Source organism: Achromobacter sp. B7, from assembly GCF_003600685.1.
In the GTDB taxonomy this organism is placed as follows: Bacteria; Pseudomonadota; Gammaproteobacteria; order Burkholderiales; family Burkholderiaceae_B; genus Achromobacter; species Achromobacter spanius_B.
Genome location: NZ_CP032084.1, coordinates 2565911 through 2584711 on the forward strand (window position 1 = coordinate 2565911; position 18801 = coordinate 2584711).

Sequence of the window (18801 nt, forward strand, 5' to 3'; positions counted from 1 at the left end):
CACAGCTATCCGGCCCGGCCGATGTTTCCCCCGCACCGCTACTACTACCTGCACAATTTTCTCTGCGCCCTGGCGTGGGTCGGCGACCGCTACGCCGACCTGCTAGACGCCGACGAACGCCGTTTCCTGGCAGACTTCCAGGCCTTGCCGCAAGCTTCGCAGGCGTTGATGGCGCGCATGCTGATGCGCCGTGGGCCTTGGTTTCGGGCCAGCCGCCTGGTTTACGAGGAAATCGGCAACGCGGTCGGCGCCGCCGCGCCGCTTGCCGCGCTGGGCTGGCTGGATGCCGCAGCGCCGATGACGCTGGATGAATTGTTTGACCTGCATACCAAGCCCGAGCTTTGCCGGCTGTTTTTCGGCGCAAGTTCGGGCTCAAAGTCGGGCTCAAATCCGGAATCAAATCCGGGATCAAATCCGGGATCAAATCCGGAATCGAATCCGGGCTCAAATTCGGAATCAAATTGCGGCCCAAGCACAGGCCCGCATCACTTCGCCAGCCTCAGACCCACCGCGCGCAAAGCCGATCTGCTGATCGCGCTGCGTGCCGTGCGCGCCGCGCCCCGGCCTTACTCCGAATGGAACCCCGTTGCGCAAGAACCCGTCTGGCGCGTCATGGTCGGCGACTTGTGCGAACGCTTGCGCCTGATGTTCTTCGGCAATCTGCACCAGGACTGGTCGGAATTCGTGTTGGCTGACCTGGGCGTCTTCCAGTATGAAACCGTACCGTTTGATGCCTCGTCCCGCGCGTTCCAGACGCGGGCGGACGTAGACGCTTATCTGGCGTTGCACGCCTGCCGGACGGCCTTGGAAGAAGGCGCGAACATGCCTGCCCTGCTGGCCCGAGTACACGGCTGTGTCAGCCAGAACCCCTGGCTGGAAAAGCGCCGCGCCAAGGTGCTGCTGCGCATCGGGCAGGCATGTGAACGCGCCCGCGACTGGCCCACGGCGCAAGCCGCCTATGAGCAATGCGCGTACCCCGGCGCGCGCCATCGCCGCATCCGCGTGCACGAGCGCATGGCGCGGTATGACCAGGCGCTGACCCTGGCGCTGCAAGCGCGCGACGCACCGGAAAGCGAAGAAGAAAGCCAGCGCGTGGCGCGCATGTTGCCGCGCCTGTATCGGGCGGTGGGGCAGGGCCGGCCGGCCCGCCCACCCGTCCCTGCCGTGCCGCGCACCGATCTGACGCTGCAACGGCCGGCGACGCCGGCTTCGGTTGAATTCATCACGCGCGACCACCTGCATCAAGACGACGCGCCCGTGCACTACGTGGAAAACGCGCTGCTTAATTCCCTGTTCGGCCTGCTGTGCTGGCCAGCCGTGTTCGCGCCATTGCCGGGCGCGTTCTTTCATCCGTTCCAACGCGGCCCGGCCGACCTGGACGCGCCTGATTTTTACCTGCGCCGCCAAGACCTGTTCGCCGACTGTCTGGCGCAACTGGACACGCCCGAATATCGCGACGTGATCTTGCAGCGCTACGCCGATAAAGCCGGCGTGCAATCGCCGTTTGTGTTCTGGGGCGCCTTGTCAGAAACCTTGCTGACGCTGGCGCTGGATTGCCTGCCCCCCGCGCACCTGAAGCTGGTTTTCACGCGCCTGCTGCGCGACGTCAAGACCAACCGATCCGGCTTGCCGGACCTGATCCGCTTTTGGCCGGCGCAGCGCCGCTATGAACTCATCGAAGTAAAAGGCCCGGGCGACAAGCTGCAAGACAACCAGATTCGGTGGTTGCAATACTGCGTGTCGCACGGCATGCCGGTGCGCGTATGCCACGTCAGCTGGCAGGAGGGCGCGGCATGAGCTATGCCGTGGCGGTGCGCGCGCTGTGCGAATTCACGGCGCGGGCCGGCGACCTGGACTTGCGCTTTACCCCCGCGCCGACCGGCCTGGAGGGTATGGCCGGGCACTCGGTGGTGACGGGGCGGCGCGGCCCGCAGTACGAGACCGAAGTGTCTTTGTCCGGCCAGCACGAGGGCCTGCTGGTGCGCGGGCGCGCCGATGGTTTTGACCCGGTCTTGAACCAGCTTGAAGAGGTCAAGACGTATCGCGGCCAGTTGGACAGCGTGCGCGACAACCACCGCGCGGTGCACTGGGCGCAGGCGCGGGTCTATGGGCATCTGCTGTGTGAATCTCGCGGGCTGGAGCAGGTGCGCGTGGCGCTGGTGTACTTCAACGTGGTTACCGAAGAAGAAACGGTGCTGACCGAAACGCATGACGCCGCCGCGTTGCGCGCGTTCTTCCAGGAACAGTGCAACCGTTTCCTGGCGTGGGCCAAGACCGAACTGGCGCATCGGCAGGCCCGCGACGCGGCGCTGGAAAAACTGGCGTTTCCCCATGGCGAATTCCGTGCCGGGCAGCGCGACCTGGCCGTGGCCGTGTACCGCACCGCGCGCGACGGCCGTTGCCTGATGGCGCAGGCGCCCACCGGTATCGGCAAGACGCTTGGCACGATTTTTCCGTTGCTCAAAGCCAGCCCCGGCACCGGCCTGGACAAGATTTTCTTCCTGGCGGCCAAGGGCTCGGGCAGGGCGCTGGCCGTTCAAGCGCTGGACACCGTCAACGCGCAACCCGCCGCGCCCGGCCTGCGCGTGCTGGATCTGCAAGCGCGCGACAAGACCTGCGAGCATCCGGATTTGGCGTGCCACGGGGATTCCTGCCCCTTGGCGCAAGGCTTCTATGACCGCCTGCCCCAAGCGCGCGAGGCGGCGGTGCAGCACGCACGGCTGGATGCGCCCACGGTGCGAGCCGTTGCCCGGGATCACCGCGTTTGCCCGTATTACCTGTCGCAAGAGCTGATCCGCTGGAGCGATGTGGTGGTGGGCGACTACAACTATTACTACGACGCGTCGGCCATGTTGTACGCCATGACGCAGGCCTATCAATGGAAAGTGGCGGTGCTGGTGGACGAGGCGCACAACTTGGTCGACCGGGCACGTCGCATGTACACGGGTGAGCTGGATCAGGCGTCGCTGTCGGCGGCGCGTTATGCCGCGCCCAAGGAATTGAAAAAGCCGCTGGATGGCTTGCAGCGGTCCTGGAATGCGCTGAACAAGAAGCAGGCGGAACGCTATCAGGCGTACGACGCGGTGGCGGCCGGTGTGCTGTCGGCGGTGCAGAAAGCGGTGGGCGCCATCATGGAATACATGGGCCAAACCCCCTTGCCGCAAGACGACCCGGTGTTGACCTTCTACTTCCAGGCGCTGCAATTCATGCGACTGGCGGAACAGTTCGGTTCGCACGCCTTGTTCGACGTGACGCTGTCTGACGTGGGCGTGGCCAGCGCCAAGACCCGGCCGTCGACCCTGTGCGTGCGCAACGTGATACCCGCCCCGTATCTGGCGGCGCGCTACGCCGCGGCGCATGCCACGGTGCTGTTTTCCGGCACGTTAAGCCCGCAGCAGTTCTATCGCGACACGCTGGGCTTGCCGCGCGACACGCCCTGGATCGACGTGGCCGCGCCGTTCCAGGCCGAACAGTTGGCGGTGCGGGTGGTGGGCAACGTGTCCACCCGCTATCGCGACCGCGAGCGCTCGCTGGCGCCCATCGTCGACCTGATTGCCACGCAGTACGCCGAACGACCGGGCAATTACCTGGGCTTTCTCAGCAGTTTTGACTACTTGCGGCAGGTGTCCGACCTGATGCGCGAGCGCCATCCTGCCGTGCCGATCTGGTTGCAGACGCCCGGCATGGACGAGGCGGGCCGGGCGGCCTTCCTGGCGCGCTTCACCGAAACAGGGCAGGGCGTGGGTTTTGCGGTGCTGGGCGGCGCGTTCTCGGAAGGGGTGGACCTGCCGGGCAAGCGGCTGATCGGCGCGTTCATCGCCACGCTGGGCTTGCCGCAGGTCAACCCCGTGAACGAAAACATGAAGCGGGCAATGGACCAGCGCTACGGCGAGGAAAACGGCTACGACTACACCTACCTGTATCCCGGGATGCAAAAGGTGGTGCAGGCGGCCGGCCGCGTTATCCGCACCGAAAACGATGTGGGCACGGTCCACCTGATCGACGACCGTTACCGCCGCGCGAAGGTGCGCGGCCTGCTGCCTAGCTGGTGGCGGGTGGACTGAGCGGCGCGGCAACCGGATCACGACGGCCCAGCAGCAGCGTTATCGCCAGCGCGGTCAGCACCGCGATGACGGCCAAGGCATGCAAGACGTGGCGAAACGCGTTGTCGTAGGCGTGATGCAGCAGCGGCAGCGCATCGGTCAGGGATGCCGGCAGCCGCGCCGCCGCGTCGTCCAACTGCCCCAGCGCCGCGCGGTTGGCGGCCGCGGCCAAGGCCTGTGCCTCGGGCATCGCCACCGTCAACTGCGTCTGGATCAGCAACGCCAGCAGCGCGCCGACCACGGCGATGGCCACGCCGTCCGCCGACACGCGCACCGTATTGAAAATGCCGGTCGCCATGCCGACGTTGCGGGCGTCGACCACGCTGACCGCCATTGCGTCCATCAACCCCCACGGCAAACCGATGCCACACCCGATCAACAGCATCGGCATCCAGAGCGCCGCCGTGCCGGTGTCCAGGATGCCGGCCAGCCATACCAAACCCGCCGCCACCGCCAACAACCCCAGGGCCGACAGCACGCCCGGCCGGAACCAGCGTGTCAGCAACGCGGCCACGAAAGGCACGACCAGCAAAGGCGCGGCCAGGCCGATCATCAGTTGCCCTGCTTGCAGCGCGCTATGGCCGTCGATGCCGATAAAGCGGCCGGGCAGCAGCGCGACCAGCACAATGAACAGGAACGCGGGGGATGCCGCCAGCACCTGCACGCCGACAAAGCGCGGGCTGCGGAACAGGCGCAAGTCCAGCATGGGTCGAGCTACCCGCCGTTCAATGCGCACGAAGGCCACGGCCAGCAGCACGGACGCCAGCAGCGCGGCCAGGACGTGCGTGTCCGTCCAGCCCGCTTCGGGCGCCAGCAGGATGCCGTAGGTGAACAGCCCCAGCGCGCCGGTAAAACTGATGGCGCCCGGCCAGTCGAGCCGGCCTTGCACGGCGCGCGCCGTGGGACGCACGCTGACGGCGACCATGGCGGCGCCCAACACGCCCACCGCACCGGTAGCCAGGAACACCCACTGCCAACCGGCCGCGTCCACCATCCAGCCGGCGGCCAGCGGCCCGAACGACAGGCCCACGCCAAACGTGGTGCCCAGCAGGCTGAACGCGCGGGTGCGCGCCACGCCGTGGAAAAGCGGCGCCAGCGACGACATGGCGGCGGCGAAAGCGGCCGCGCCACCCACGCCCTGCATCAGGCGCAGCAAGTTGATCCAGCCCGTTGTCGGCACGAAGGCAATGGCGAAGGTCGTGACGCAAAAGCCCACCAGGCCCAGCAGCCATACGCGTCGCGGCCCGTACAGGTCGGTCAGGCTGCCCGACACCATGATGACGCTGCCGTACGCCAGGATGTAGCCGTTCAAGATCCAATTCAGTTGCACGGGCGTGCCGCCCAGGTCGTGACTGATGGACGGCAGCACCACGGCGGGGCCGGTAAAGCACAGCGGAATCAGCAGTGCGGTCAGGCAGGCCGACAGCAATTGCAGCCAGCGGCGGTAAGGGGGTAAATGGTCGTGGGTGGGCATGGAACGCGCCAGGGAAAACGAAAGGACGGCCAGCTTAGGGCGCGATACATAAAAGAAAAATAGGCTAGGATTCCCGACATTCCGGACACCTATGTCCGTATTGGAGTGCGTCAAATGGATAGCCTTAGCGGCATAGGGGTGTTTGTGCTGGTGGCGCAAGCGGGCAGCTTTGCCGAGGCAGGGCGCGCGCTGGGGGTGTCGCCGTCGGCGGTGGGCAAGAGCATCGCGCGAATGGAAGCGCGCCTGAAGGTGCGCCTGTTTCACCGCAGCACACGCCAACTTGCGCTGACGCCGGAAGGCGAAAAATTTCTGGATCGCTGCCGCCGCATCCTGGCCGAGGTCGAAGCGGCAGAGCTGGAACTTTCCGCCGCCTCGGACGCGCCGCAGGGCAAGCTGCGCGTGAGCCTGCCTCGCTACAGCGGCCTGTTTGACGCCGCCGTGGCCAGCTTCATGCGGCAATACCCGCTTGTGGAGCTGGACCTGGACTTCACCGACCGCATGGTCGATGTCATAGGCGAAGGCTACGACGCCGTGGTCCGCACTGGCGACATGGAAGACTCCGGCCTGAAGCGCCGCCGCCTGGGCCCGTTCCGCCGGGTGCTGGCGGCTTCGCCCGACTATCTGCGTCAGCACGGCACGCCCAAACGCGCCGCCGATCTGCTGGGCCACGCCTGCCTGCATTACCGCTATCCCGCCACGGGCCGCCTGGAAAAATGGCCGTTCAAGCTGGGGCCGGACGCGCAGGCGCCCGAGCTGCCGTTGACGCTGGTGTGCAACAGCGTGGAAATGCGGATTGCGCTTGCCGTGGGCGGGCAGGGCATTGCCTGCTTGCCGGACTTTACGATCCGCCGCGAGCTGGCGGCGGGGCAGTTGCACGTGGTGATGGAAGACCGCACGCGCGGCGGCGGCACGATGTGGGCGTTGTGGCCCGCCAGCCGTCAGGCGTCGCCCAAGCTGCGCGTGTTCATTGACCACCTGGCGCAGCATTTGTTTCCGTAGCGGCGCTGGCCTGCGCCCGCCCAGGTTGCGTAGTATGTGGCCTGGGCGCACTGGCACTGCCTGCCAGTGTGACAACCATCACGATCCTCCGGAGCCTCTCGCATGCCTCTCGCCACGCCGGCCGACGCCGCCAGCCTGAACCCCATCGTCGCCATGTCGGCGCATGCCTTGTCGGACGCGATCCGACGCCGCGAGCTCTCCTGTGTCGAGGTCATGCGCGCCTATCTGGCGCATATCGACAAGGTCAATCCCAAGGTCAATGCCATCGTCGCGCGCCGCGATGCCGATGAACTGCTGCGCGAGGCCGCTGAACGCGATGCGCAGCTGGATGCCGGCCAGTGGCTGGGCTGGATGCACGGCATGCCCCAGGCGCCCAAGGACCTGACCGCCGTGCGCGGCATGGTCACGTCGATGGGCTCGCTGGTCTACAAAGACCAGGTTACGCAGCACGATTCGATCATCGTCGAGCGCATGCGCGCGGCGGGCGCCATCTTCATCGGCCGCACCAACGTGCCGGAATTCGGGCTGGGCTCGCACACGTACAACCCGGTCTATGGCACCACGGGCAACCCCTACAACCCCACCAAGACGGCCGGCGGCAGCAGCGGCGGCGCGGCGGCAGCGCTGGCCGCGCGCATGCTGCCGGTGGCCGACGGCAGCGACTTTGGCGGATCGCTGCGCAACCCCGCGGCGTTCTGCAACGTGTACGGCATGCGGCCGTCGGCGGGGCGCGTGCCGTTTGGGCCGTCGCCCGAAGTGTTTTTGAAACAGCTGTCCTACGAAGGCCCCATGGGTCGCACCCCGCGCGACGTTGCAATGCTGCTGTCCGTTCTGGCTGGCTATGACAAGCGTTCGCCCTTGTCCTTGCGTGACGACCCGGCGCAGTTCACTGCCGCGCTGGATGCGGATATGCGCGGCAAGCGCGTGGGGTGGTTGAGTGACTGGAAGGGCTATCTGCCAATGGAGCCGGGCATTCTTGACGTGTGCGCGCAGGGCCTGGCCACGCTGGACACCGTGGGCTGCGACGTGGTGGATTACGACGTGCCGTTCGCCGGCGACCGGCTGTGGCGCATGTGGTTGACGCATCGCCACCTGATGGTGGGCGGGCAGTTCCAGGCGTTGGTGCAGGACCCAGCCACGCGCAAGCTGGTCAAGCCGGCGCTGATCTGGGAAGTGGAAGGCCTGGACGGCATGACGGCGCTGGATGTCTATCAGGCCACGCAGGAACGCAGCGCGTGGTACCAGACGGTGCTGCGCATGTTCGAAGACGTGGACTTTCTGGCGGTGCCGTCCGCGCAGGTGTTCCCCTTTGACGCCACGCTGGATTGGCCCAAGCACATCGACGGGCGCCCCATGGACACCTATCACCGCTGGATGGAAACCGTCACGCCGTGGACGCTGGCCGGCTGCCCGGTCATCAGCGTGCCGGTGGGCTTCAGCCCTGACGGCCTGCCGATGGGCATGCAGCTGATCGGGCCGCCGCAAGCGGACCTGGACGTGTTGCGCCTGGCCCAGGCGTACGACGAGGCCTGCGATTGGGTTGCCGCGTATCCGCCTGCTGCGCTGTGGTCCGCGTCGACGTAGGCGCGGGAACTGCCGGTCGGCCCCGGCGCCGGCCCCCGTGCCCCCGTGCCCCCGTGCCGCCATAGGGGCCTGACCGGCCCCACGCCGCGCCCCAACCGCGCTACGCACCGTCATCCAGAAAAGACAAGCTTTGTAAGCGATCTTTGCTTTTTTCTGACGAATGCCCCATTTTTGCGGGGATTTCCCTAGTTTTTCATGGCTGGGTGGACCGGGCTTTGCAATAATCAGCCAAATTCCCCACATCCTGTCATGGGTTCAGGGTCGGGCGTTGTCGTGTGGCACCACCACAAAGGTCTTCCAGTATGAATAATCTGACTCTTCGCCAGCGCATCTTGGCCAGCTTCATGGTGATCCTGGCCATCATGGCCTTGATGGTGGTGGTGGATTACCGGCGCCTGCTGCACATCGAAGACGAAGTGGTGATGATCAACACCGATGCCGTGCCGGGCATTTACTACAGCACGTCGATCCGGGCGTCGTGGTTCGCGGGCTTTGTCGTGGTGCAAGACGCCTTTAACAGCGACACCGAGCAAGAGCGCCGCGCCACGCTGGAAACGCTGCCCAAGAACGATCAGCAGCTGCAAGAGAACGTCGATTTCTACCGCCGCACAATTGCGCGCGACGACGACCGCGCGATGTTCGCGGATTTTGAAAAAGACTTGCAGGAATACAAACGCATCCGCGCCGACATCCTGGCGGCGACGGCCGATCCGCTTGTATCGCGCATGCGGGTCAAGAACGAACTGCGGCCCGCCTTCTACAAAGGGCGCGACATCCTGGCCAAGATGGTGGCCGAAAACAAGAAGCAGGCCGATGATGCCGCCGTCAGCATCAAGTCCGCCGTGGATTCGGCCGAAGTCGGCATGCTGGTGTCGCTGGCGTTCGCCATCGCGGCGGCGCTGGTGTGCGGCTTCTTGCTGATGCGCGCCATCGCCAACCCCATGCGCGACATCGTCAAGACGCTGGAATCGACCGGCGGGGGTGACCTGACCCGCCGCTTGTCGCTGGCCCGCAAAGACGAATTCAACGCTATCGAAACCGGCTTCAACGGCATGGTCGATGAGCTGACCGGCCTGGTGGGCAAGACGCAGCGCTCGGCCGTGCAGGTCGCGACCTCGGTCACGGAAATCGCCGCCACCTCCAAGCAGCAGCAAGCCACGGCTTCCGAAGTGGCGGCCACCACGACCGAGATCGGCGCAACCTCGCGCGAAATCTCGGCGACCTCGCGCGAATTGGTGCGCACCATGACGGAAGTGTCCAGCGCGGCCGAGCAGACGGCGTCGCTGGCGGGCAGCGGGCAGGTGGGCCTGGCGCGCATGGAAGACACGATGCGCAACGTGGTGGGCGCGGCGGGTTCGGTCAACGCCAAGCTGGCCATCCTGAACGAGAAGGCCGGCAATATCACGCAGGTGGTTACGACGATCACGAAAGTGGCGGACCAGACGAATCTGCTTTCCCTGAACGCGGCGATTGAAGCCGAGAAGGCCGGCGAATACGGCCGAGGCTTTGTGGTGGTGGCCACCGAGATCCGCCGTCTGGCCGACCAGACCGCCGTGGCCACCTACGATATCGAACAGATGGTGCGCGAGATCCAGTCGTCGGTGTCGGCCGGTGTGATGGGCATGGACAAGTTCTCGGAAGAAGTGCGCCGGGGCATGGCCGACATGCAGCAGGTGGGCGATCAGCTGTCGCAGATCATCCAGCAGGTGCAGACGCTGGCGCCGCGCGTGCAGATGGTCAACGAAGGCATGCAGGCGCAGGCCACGGGCGCCGAGCAGATCAACCAGGCCTTGCAGCAATTGAGCGATGCGGCCCAGCAAACGGTGGAATCGCTGCGTCAGTCCAGCCTGGCCATCGAAGAACTGACGCTGGTGGCCAACGACCTGCGCAGCGGCGTGTCGCGCTTCAAGATCTGATTCTTCCATGCTGGAAACTGCGTCCTTGCCCAAGCCCAGCGTCGCCGCCAACGCGGCGGCCAGGCGGCTGTATCTGCTGTTCCGCATCGGCGGCGACCGCTATGCGCTGGACGCGGGAGATGTGATCGAGGTGCTGGGCCTGCGCGTCTTCAAGCAAGTGCCGGGCGCCCCGTCGTGGGTGGCGGGCTTGTTGCAATGGCGCGGCGCGGCGGTGCCCGCCATCGACATGAGCGCGCTGGCCGGCCACGCCGACGCGGCGCGCGTGACCAGCACCCGCCTGGCGCTGGTGCGCTATCGGGCGGCCGGGTCGGCGGCCGAGCATGTGCTGGGCCTGATCCTGGAACAGGCCACCGAAACCGTGCATTACGACCCCGCCGCGTTCCAGCCGTTTGCGCTGGATAACGCCAATGCGCGCTACCTGGGGCCCGTGCTGAACGACGGGCGCGGCATGGTGCAGGCGGTGGGCGTGAACGAACTGCTGCCGCCGTCCGTGCGCGCGATGCTGTACCCGGCGGACCGGGAGATCACGCCATGATGCTGGTCGACGAATTCAGCGCCTTGCTCAAACGCAAGATGGGGCTGGATAGCGGCTCCATCGGCAAGGCCGCCGTTGAACGCGCCGTGCGCCATCGGATGGGCGCGGCGGGCGTGGCCGACGAACACGATTACCTGACGCGCCTGCACACCACGCCGGCCGAGATGCAGCAGCTGATCGAAGCCGTGATCGTGCCCGAGACCTGGTTCTTTCGGTATCCGGAATCGCAGACGGCGATGGCCGCGCTGGCGCGTGAACGCCTTTTCGCGGCGGGCGCGCCCGATGACCGCGTGCTGCGCGTGTTGAGCATGCCGTGTTCCAGCGGCGAAGAACCGTATTCCATTGCCATGGCCTTGCTGGACGCCGGGGTGCCCGCTGCGCGTTTCCAGATCGATGCCGTGGACATCAGCGAACGCATGGTCCAGTTTGCGCAACGCGCCGTGTATGGGCGCAACTCGTTTCGCGGCGACGACCTGGCGTACCGCGACCGCCACTTTGCCGAGACGGCCGACGGCCATCAACTATCCGCGCAGGTGCGGGAACGCGTGTGCTTTCGGCAGGGCAACGTGTTCGACAGCCAGTTGCTGCTGGGCACGTCGCCGTATGACTTCGTGTTCTGCCGCAACCTGCTGATCTATTTCGACGGGCCGACTCAGGAGCGCGCGGTGCAGGTGCTGCGGCGCTTCACGCGCGCCGACGGCGTCATCTTCGTGGGTCCGGCTGAAACCAGCTTGCTGACCGCGCGCCGCCTGCCGTCGGTGGCAATGGCGCGCTCGTTCGCCTTCCGTAATCAAGCCATGCCGCCCCAAGCCGATATGCCCGCGGCGTCCCGGCCGATCGTGCACGCGTGGACGCCGCCCCGACGGCCGGTGGCGCAGGTCCCAACCGGACACCTGCCGGTGCCGCATGCGGCGATTCCGCCCGCTTCGGGGGCGTCGCCGATGCGCTCATCCGTGGCCGGCCCGACCGCGACGTCCGGGTCGACGTCCGGGTCGACGTCGGGGGCGACAAACGCCGCTAGCTGGCAGGCATCGCCCAGCGCGGCGACCGGCGCATCGACCAGTACATCCAGCACATCCACCAGCCCATCCCCCAGCGCCGACGCTTCCCTGCGCCAGATCGCCGCGCTGGCCGACCGGGGCCGCGTGCAAGACGCGCTGGCGCAGTGCCGCGCGCATATCGACATCCACGGCGTCAGCGCCGACGCGCTGCATCTGCTTGGCCTGTTGCAGGATGCGGCGGGCGACTCGCGCGAGGCGCAGGCGTCCTACCGCAAGGCGCTGTACCTGGACCCCACCCACCGCGAGGCGCTGCTGCACCTGGCCGCGCTGATCGCGTCGGCGGGCGATATCGAAGGCGCGCGCCGCCTGCAAGCGCGCGCGGCGCGACAGGAGGCCAGACGTGGTTGAACCCATCGCGCTGCTGTCCGACGTGGACGACTGCTGGAACCGCATCGGCATCCGGGGCGACAAAACCTGCCCGCAATTGCCCGAGCACGTGCATTGCCGCAATTGCCCCGTCTACGCCGCCGCCGCCAAACGCATCCTGGACCGCCTGCCGCCGCAGATGGACGCGTTTGATGGTGATTCGCCAGACGCCGACCACGACAAACCCCATGAAGACGTTCAGATGTCTTCGCTGCTGGTCTTCCGGCTGGGCCGCGAATGGCTGGGCCTGCCGACGCGCGCGCTGGACGAAGTGGCCGGCACGCGCGGCATTCTGGCGCTGCCCCATCGCCGCGACCCGGCAGTGTTGGGCGTGACCAATGTGCGCGGCACCTTGACCGTCTGCGTGTCGCTGGCGCGTTTGTTGGGGCTGGACATGACGCCGGCCCCGCTGGATGTGCGCGAACGCTCGGGCGCCGCGCGCATGTTGATCTTCGGCGGCGCGGGCCGGGCCGTGGTGTTGCCGGTGGACGAGGTGGAAGGGATACACGCCGTCGACCTGGACCGGCTGGAACCGCTGCCGTCGACGGTGCAGGGCGCGGGCCTGAAATATTCGCGCGGGGTGCAGCGCTGCGGCAGCCGCAGCGTGGGCGTGCTGGACGAAACCCAGTTGATGCAAGCTTTGGAACGGAGTCTGGCGTGAACCCGGACGAAATGCGCGACGCCTCGCTGCTTGAGCTGTTTCAGCTTGAGACCCGCACCCAGGTGCAGGTGTTGAACAACGGCCTGTTGGCGCTGGAACACGACCCCACCTCGGCGGCGCAGCTGGAAGCCTGCATGCGGGCGGCGCATTCGCTGAAAGGGGCCGCGCGCATCGTGGACCTGCACCCGGCCGTCCGCATCGCGCACGCCATGGAAGATTGCCTGGTGGCCGCGCAGGAAGGGCGGTTGCGCTTGCAGGCAGACGATATCGACGCCTTGCTGCTGGGCACCGATTTGTTGCAGCGGGTCGCTACGCCGGGCGCGGAGCTGGGCGGCGAAATCGACGAGGTGGTGGTGCGCCTGAGCAGCGCGCCCAACGCGCCGCCGGCCGTGCCGCCGCGTGCGCCCCGGCCGTCGGATTTCCTGCCGCCCATCAAGCGCGTCGAGGACGAGCCGCTGACGGCAACGCCGCCGAGGTCGCCCGATCCGATGCCATTGGGCGTGCCGGGTTCGCCCGCATCGCCCACCCCGGCGCCGGTGCGCCGCAGCTCCGACCAGGGGCTCTCCGAAGGCGAACGCGTGCTGCGCGTCACGGCCGACACGCTCAATAAATTGCTGGGCCTGTCCAGCGAAACGCTGGTGGAATCGCATTGGGTCGGGCCGTTTGGCGCGTCCATGTTGCGGCTGCGGCGCATGCAGGCGGGCGCCGCGCAAGCGCTGGACGGCGTGCGCAGCGCCCTGGCCGGACAGCAGCTGGACGCGCGCGCCCAGGCGGCGCTGGACGACGCGCAGCGCATCGTGGACCAATGCCAGCAGGAACTGATTGAACGCACCAATGAAGTGGATGAATTCGGCTGGCGCATGAGCCATCTGGCGCAGCGCTTGTACGACACCGCGCTGACGTGCCGCATGCGCCCGTTTGCCGACGGCGTGGGCGGCATGGCGCGCATGGTGCGCGACCTGGGCCGATCGCTGGGCAAGCAGGTGCGGCTGGAAATAGACGGCGACGCCACGCAGGTGGACCGAGACATCCTGGAAAAACTGGACGCGCCGCTGATGCACCTGCTGCGCAACGCCGTGGATCATGGCATTGAAATGCCGATGGACCGCATGGACGTCGGCAAGCCGCCCGAAGGCTTGATCCGGCTGTCGGCGCGCCATTCGGCCGGCATGCTGGTGATTGAACTGAGCGATGACGGCTCCGGCATTTCGCTGGATCGGCTACGCGTTGAAGTCGTGCAGCGCAAGCTGACCACGGCGGAAACGGCCGCCCGTCTAAGCGAAGCCGAGCTGCTGGAATTCCTGTTTCTGTCCGGCTTCAGCACGCGCGGCGAAGTCACTGAAATTTCAGGACGCGGCGTGGGGCTGGACGTGGTCCAGACCATGGTGCGCCAGCTGCGCGGCGCCGTGCGTGTGCACCAGACGACCGGGCAGGGCACGCGTTTCGTGCTGGAAATGCCGCTGTCCCTATCGGTGGTGCGCAGCCTGCTGGTCGAGGTGCAAGGCGACATCTACGCGTTTCCGCTGGCCTATGTCAGCCATGCCTTGCAGGTGCGCTCGCAAGAGATCGAGCAGCTGGAAGGGCACCAGCACTTTCGCTTCATGGGCCGGCAGGTGGGCCTGGTGTCCGCGCGGCAGATCCTGCGGGGCGGCGAGCCCGCGCCCTCGACCGAGTCCATGGCCGTGGTGGTCGTGGGCGACCACGATAAGCGGTACGGCATCGCCGTTGACCGCTACGTCGGCGAGCGCACGCTGGTGGTGCAAGCGCTGGACCCCCGGCTGGGCAAAGTGCAGGACGTGATGGCGGGCGCGCTGATGGACGACGGCACGCCGCTATTGATCCTGGACGTGGAAGACATGCTGCTGTCGGTACAAAAGCTGATCGAAGGCGGGCGGCTGGCGCGGGTGGACGGCGGTGGCCCCATCGCCCAGGAGCGGCGCCGCAAGCGCGTGCTGGTGGTGGACGATTCCCTGACCGTGCGCGAGCTGGAACGCAAGCTGCTGGTGAACCGGGGCTTCGACGTGGCCGTGGCGGTGGACGGCATGGATGGCTGGAACATGCTGCGCGGCGAGGATTTCGACCTGGTCGTGACCGATGTGGACATGCCGCGCATGGACGGCATCGAACTGGTGTCGCGCATCAAGGCCGACCCCAAGCTGCAGGGCTTGCCGGTGATGGTGGTGTCGTATAAGGATCGCGAAGAAGACAGGCGGCGCGGGCTGGACGCCGGCGCTGATTACTATCTGGCCAAGGGCAGCTTCCACGATGACGCGCTGTTGGACGCCGTCGAGGACTTGATCGGGAAGGCACTGACGTGAGAATCGGCATCGTCAACGATATGCAGATGGCGGTTGAAACCCTGCGCCGCGCCATCGCGCTGGAACCGGGGCTGGAAGTGGCGTGGGTGGCGTCAAACGGCGAAGAAGCCGTGGCGCAATGCGCGCGCGACCGGCCCGACGTGGTCTTGATGGACCTCATCATGCCCGTCATGGACGGGGTAGAGGCCACGCGCCGCATCATGGCGGAAACGCCGTGCGCCATCGTGGTGGTGACGGTGGACGTCGCCCGCCATACGGCGCGGGTGTTCGACGCCATGGGCCACGGCGCGCTGGACGCGGTGGACACGCCGGTGGTCAGCGGCGGCGACATGCGTGCCGCCGCCGCGCCCTTGCTGCGCAAGATTCGCAACATCGGCTGGCTGATCGGGCGCTATGGCAACCGGCCCACGCTGACGCCCGTGCCCAAATGGGCGGCGCGTGCCGACGCGCAACGCCTGCTGGTGATCGGCGCCTCGGCGGGCGGCCCGGCCACATTGGCCCAGCTGCTAGGCGACCTGCCGCTGGATTTTCCCGCCGGCATCGTGCTGGTGCAGCACGTGGATGCCTCGTTCGCGGCAGGCATGGCGGACTGGCTGAACGACCAGGTGCAGCTGCCCGTCAGGCTGGTGCGCGAGGGCGAACGGCCGATGCCCGGCCAGATCTTGCTGGCGGGCACGGACGACCATCTGCATCTGCTGCCCGACGGCACGCTGCGCTACACGCAAGACCCAAAAGAAAGCCTGTATCGGCCTTCCATTGACGTGTTCTTTCACAGCGTGGCGCAGCATTGGCGCGGCACGGCGGTTGGCGTGCTGCTGACCGGCATGGGCCAGGACGGCGCGCGTGGCTTGAAGGCCATGCGCGAGCGGGGCTGCCTGACCATCGCGCAAGACCAAGCCACCAGTGCCGTCTACGGCATGCCCAAGGCGGCCGCCGCCATGCAGGCCGCGGTGGAAATCAAACCATTGGACCAGATCGCGCCGCGCTTGATTCAGGCCTTGGCCTGAGCGCTCGATCCCGTTCGACATCAAGGACTTACCATGCACCCACCTTTCGACAGCGCAGCCTCGGCCGACCTGAACGCGCACGCAGCCATGGTGCTGCTGGTTGACGATCAGGTGATGGTCGGCGAAGCGATCCGGAGGGCGCTGGCCACGGAAGGGAACATCGATTTCCACTATTGCTCGGACCCGTACAAAGCGCTGACGGTGGCGATCCAGACGCGGCCCACCGTGATCCTGCAAGACCTGGTGCTGCCGGGCGTGGACGGGCTGAGCCTGGTCAAGGAATACCGCAGCCATCCGGTGACGCGCGACATTCCCATCATCGTGCTGTCCACCAAGGAAGACGCAGCCATCAAAAGCGCGGCGTTTTCCGCCGGCGCCAATGACTATCTGGTCAAGCTGCCGGACGCCATCGAACTGGTTGCGCGCATCCGCTATCACTCGCGTTCGTACCTGGCGCTGGTGCAGCGCGACGAGGCCTACCAGGCGCTGCGCCAAAGCCAGCAGCAGCTGCTGGAAAGCAATATGGAGTTGCGCCGCCTGACCAATTCGGACGGGCTGACGGGCCTGGGCAACCGCCGGTATTTCGACGAATACCTGAATGCCGAATGGCAACGCGCGCGTCGCGACCAACGCGAAATCAGCATGTTGATGATCGATGTGGACCACTTCAAGGCCTACAACGACACCTATGGCCACATCGCGGGCGACGAGGCGCTCAAGCGCGTGGCCAACACCATCTTCGCCAGCTGCGACCGGTCCACCGACCTGGCCGCCCGTTTTGGCGGCGAAGAATTTGCGCTGGTGCTGCCAGGCTCGCCGGCGGGCAGCGCCAGGCTGGCGGCCGAGAAACTGCGGCGCGCCGTCGAGGCCATGCAGATTCCGCAAAAGGACACGGGTTCGGGCCCTTGGCTGACCGTCAGTATCGGGACGGCCACGGCCACTCCGGTGGCCGACCAACCCTGCACCGACCTGATCCAGGTGGCCGATCGCGGCCTTTACCAAGCCAAGCGCGACGGCCGCAACCGCGTCGTTCCCGGGCAGATGCAAGCGCCTGCCTAGGCGCCGCGACAGGTGAAGCGGGGTTGACGACTTTGCTTCATGCGCGCAAGGCGCTCCAGGCGCGTTAACCGTTTCCAGCAGGGCGAGGGCCGATAGCGACACGCGGGCGGCCTGCTCGGCCTTGCTGAGCCGGCCATCTTCCGGACGGATTTTCATGGTTTTCCAATCGATCGCGTCCAGTTGATGTAACAAGGCAGTGTCTTTCAGGGACAAGTGCGAATGGGAAACAAAGTTTCTCATCAGTATTTCTCATTAATACTGCAAGACATCCCGAGGCGGCTGGCGCTATCGTCGCAGCATGCGACACGCGCCTGCCCGGTCGGCTGGAACCCCGAAGAAAGAGGCACACCATGACGTATTCGACCTATCACAAGAAAGATATCTTTGGCCGTCCGCTGCATGCGGAAACGCAGATGATGTCGTACGGCTACGACCCCTTCCTGTCCGAAGGGGCGGTCAAGCCGCCGGTATTCCTGACGTCCACCTTTGCCTTCCGGTCCGCCGAGGACGGCGCGGCGTTTTTCGACCTGGTGTCGGGCCGCAAACCCTTGCCCCAGGGCGAATCCGCCGGGCTGGTCTATAGCCGCTTCAACCATCCCAACCTGGAAATCGTGGAAGACCGGCTGGCCCTGCTGGACGGGTCCGAGGCGGCGGCCGTGACGGCCAGTGGCATGGCCGCAATCAGCGCCGTGCTGATGGCCTTTTTGCGCCCGGGCGACCAATTGGTGCAATCGCTGCCGCTATACGGCGGCACGGAAACCCTGATTGCCAAGATTTTCCCGGAATGGGGTATTGGCTCGCACCCCATTCAGGACGGGCTGTCGCCCAAGCACATGCGCGCGGCGCTGGAAGCGGCGGCGGCCAAGGGGCCGGTGCGCGTCTTCTACGTGGAAACGCCCGCCAACCCCACCAACGCGCTGATCGATTTCGAAGGCATGAAGAACGAGCTGGACGCCTTCGAAACGCGGCACGGCTATCGCCCGGTCTCGGTGTGCGACAACACGCTGCTGGGGCCCATCTTCCAAAAGCCGGCCGAGCATGGCGTGGACCTGTGCGTGTATTCGCTGACGAAATACGTGGGCGGTCACAGCGACCTGGTGGCGGGCGCGGTGACGGGCAGCAAGGACCTGATCAAGAAGGTGCGCGCGATACGCAGCGCGTTCGGTTCGCAGCTGGACCCGCATTCGTGCTGGATGATTACGCGGTCGATGGAAACCGTGGTGCTGCGCATGAAGCAGGCCGCGCGCACGGCGACCAAGGTGGCGCAATGGCTGGCCGGCAACCCCTACGAAAAGGTCACGCTTTTTCATCCCGAGATGATTGCGGATCGCGCCTATCAGGAAGTCTACAAGCGGCAGTGCACGGGGCCTGGCTCGACGTTTGCGTTCGTGCTGGACGGTGGCCGCGAACGCGCCTTCCGCTTCATCAACGCGCTGCATCTGTTCAAGTCGGCCGTGAGCCTGGGCGGCACGGAATCGCTGGTGTGCCATCCCGCGTCCACCACCCATTCCGGCGTGCCGGCCGCCGAACGCGAGGCGGCGGGCGTGTCGGAAGGGCTGATCCGCATTTCGATCGGGCTGGAGCACGAAGAAGACCTGATCGCGGACATGGACAACGCGTTTCGCACGCGCTGAGCGCTTGGATGCTTAGGGGGCAGGGGACGGGTTGCGCCACCATACGCAGCCACATACGTAGCCACATACGCAGCCACATACGCA

13 protein-coding genes are annotated in these 18801 nt (G+C 66.4%); 12 read left to right on the forward strand and 1 reads right to left on the reverse strand.

Going from position 1 to position 18801, the window contains the following annotated elements:
• Positions 1 to 21 precede the first annotated feature (21 nt).
• Positions 22 to 1797 carry a VRR-NUC domain-containing protein gene (locus DVB37_RS11580; protein WP_120155211.1) on the forward strand — a complete coding sequence of 592 codons (1776 nt, stop codon included), beginning with the start codon at positions 22 to 24 and terminating at the stop codon, positions 1795 to 1797.
• Positions 1794 to 4064: an ATP-dependent DNA helicase gene (locus tag DVB37_RS11585; RefSeq protein ID WP_120155213.1), complete on the forward strand. Its 2271-nt coding sequence runs from the start codon at positions 1794 to 1796 to the stop codon at positions 4062 to 4064. The genes DVB37_RS11580 and DVB37_RS11585 overlap by 4 nt, the downstream gene beginning before the upstream one ends.
• On the opposite strand, the gene DVB37_RS11590 is transcribed toward DVB37_RS11585, so the two are convergent.
• On the reverse strand, positions 4042 to 5577 hold the full coding sequence (locus DVB37_RS11590; RefSeq protein WP_104143757.1) for an MFS transporter: 1536 nt from the start codon (positions 5575 to 5577) through the stop codon (positions 4042 to 4044). The two genes, DVB37_RS11585 and DVB37_RS11590, sit on opposite strands and share 23 nt — an antisense overlap.
• Positions 5578 to 5691: 114 nt before the next feature.
• Between DVB37_RS11590 and DVB37_RS11595 the strand changes: the two genes are divergently transcribed.
• The 10 genes from DVB37_RS11595 to DVB37_RS11645 all read left to right on the forward strand — a co-directional run bounded on the left by DVB37_RS11595 (position 5692) and on the right by DVB37_RS11645 (position 18717).
• Positions 5692 to 6576 carry a LysR family transcriptional regulator gene (locus DVB37_RS11595; RefSeq protein ID WP_046805889.1) on the forward strand — a complete coding sequence of 295 codons (885 nt, stop codon included), beginning with the start codon at positions 5692 to 5694 and terminating at the stop codon, positions 6574 to 6576.
• Positions 6577 to 6678: 102 nt separating this feature from the next.
• On the forward strand, positions 6679 to 8160 hold the full coding sequence (locus DVB37_RS11600) for an amidase (protein ID WP_120155215.1): 1482 nt from the start codon (positions 6679 to 6681) through the stop codon (positions 8158 to 8160).
• Between the two features lie 302 nt (positions 8161 to 8462).
• Positions 8463 to 10076 (forward strand): methyl-accepting chemotaxis protein, encoded by a 1614-nt coding sequence (locus tag DVB37_RS11605; protein WP_120155217.1) that lies wholly within the window; start codon positions 8463 to 8465, stop codon positions 10074 to 10076.
• Between the two features lie 7 nt (positions 10077 to 10083).
• Positions 10084 to 10611, forward strand: coding sequence for a chemotaxis protein CheW (locus DVB37_RS11610; protein ID WP_120155219.1), 528 nt, complete (start codon positions 10084 to 10086; stop codon positions 10609 to 10611).
• On the forward strand, positions 10608 to 12020 hold the full coding sequence (locus DVB37_RS11615; protein WP_120155222.1) for a protein-glutamate O-methyltransferase CheR: 1413 nt from the start codon (positions 10608 to 10610) through the stop codon (positions 12018 to 12020). Before DVB37_RS11610 ends, DVB37_RS11615 begins: the two co-directional genes overlap by 4 nt.
• On the forward strand, positions 12013 to 12699 hold the full coding sequence (locus DVB37_RS11620) for a chemotaxis protein CheW (protein WP_120155224.1): 687 nt from the start codon (positions 12013 to 12015) through the stop codon (positions 12697 to 12699). The genes DVB37_RS11615 and DVB37_RS11620 overlap by 8 nt, the downstream gene beginning before the upstream one ends.
• The gene (locus DVB37_RS11625; protein ID WP_120155227.1) at positions 12696 to 15017 is read left to right on the forward strand and encodes a hybrid sensor histidine kinase/response regulator; all 2322 of its coding nucleotides are present in this window, start codon (positions 12696 to 12698) and stop codon (positions 15015 to 15017) included. The genes DVB37_RS11620 and DVB37_RS11625 overlap by 4 nt, the downstream gene beginning before the upstream one ends.
• On the forward strand, positions 15014 to 16024 hold the full coding sequence (locus DVB37_RS11630; protein ID WP_120155229.1) for a chemotaxis response regulator protein-glutamate methylesterase: 1011 nt from the start codon (positions 15014 to 15016) through the stop codon (positions 16022 to 16024). Before DVB37_RS11625 ends, DVB37_RS11630 begins: the two co-directional genes overlap by 4 nt.
• 33 nt (positions 16025 to 16057) lie before the next feature.
• Positions 16058 to 17083 carry a diguanylate cyclase gene (locus DVB37_RS11635; RefSeq protein ID WP_120155231.1) on the forward strand — a complete coding sequence of 342 codons (1026 nt, stop codon included), beginning with the start codon at positions 16058 to 16060 and terminating at the stop codon, positions 17081 to 17083.
• Between the two features lie 350 nt (positions 17084 to 17433).
• Positions 17434 to 18717 (forward strand): cystathionine gamma-synthase family protein, encoded by a 1284-nt coding sequence (locus tag DVB37_RS11645; RefSeq protein WP_046805898.1) that lies wholly within the window; start codon positions 17434 to 17436, stop codon positions 18715 to 18717.
• The last annotated feature ends 84 nt before the right edge of the window (positions 18718 to 18801 follow it).

Excerpts from the sequence above, each read along its gene's own strand:
- DVB37_RS11580 (WP_120155211.1), top strand. The coding sequence starts at position 22 with ATGTTTCCCCCGCACCGCTACTACTACCTGCACAATTTTCTCTGCGCC.
- DVB37_RS11605 (WP_120155217.1), top strand. The coding sequence starts at position 8,463 with ATGAATAATCTGACTCTTCGCCAGCGCATCTTGGCCAGCTTCATGGTG.
- DVB37_RS11610 (WP_120155219.1), top strand. The coding sequence starts at position 10,084 with ATGCTGGAAACTGCGTCCTTGCCCAAGCCCAGCGTCGCCGCCAACGCG.
- DVB37_RS11635 (WP_120155231.1), top strand. The coding sequence starts at position 16,058 with ATGCACCCACCTTTCGACAGCGCAGCCTCGGCCGACCTGAACGCGCAC.
- DVB37_RS11595 (WP_046805889.1), top strand. The coding sequence starts at position 5,692 with ATGGATAGCCTTAGCGGCATAGGGGTGTTTGTGCTGGTGGCGCAAGCG.
- DVB37_RS11615 (WP_120155222.1), top strand. The coding sequence starts at position 10,608 with ATGATGCTGGTCGACGAATTCAGCGCCTTGCTCAAACGCAAGATGGGG.
- DVB37_RS11645 (WP_046805898.1), top strand. The coding sequence starts at position 17,434 with ATGACGTATTCGACCTATCACAAGAAAGATATCTTTGGCCGTCCGCTG.
- DVB37_RS11590 (WP_104143757.1), bottom strand. The coding sequence starts at position 5,577 with ATGCCCACCCACGACCATTTACCCCCTTACCGCCGCTGGCTGCAATTG.
- DVB37_RS11585 (WP_120155213.1), top strand. The coding sequence starts at position 1,794 with ATGAGCTATGCCGTGGCGGTGCGCGCGCTGTGCGAATTCACGGCGCGG.
- DVB37_RS11600 (WP_120155215.1), top strand. The coding sequence starts at position 6,679 with ATGCCTCTCGCCACGCCGGCCGACGCCGCCAGCCTGAACCCCATCGTC.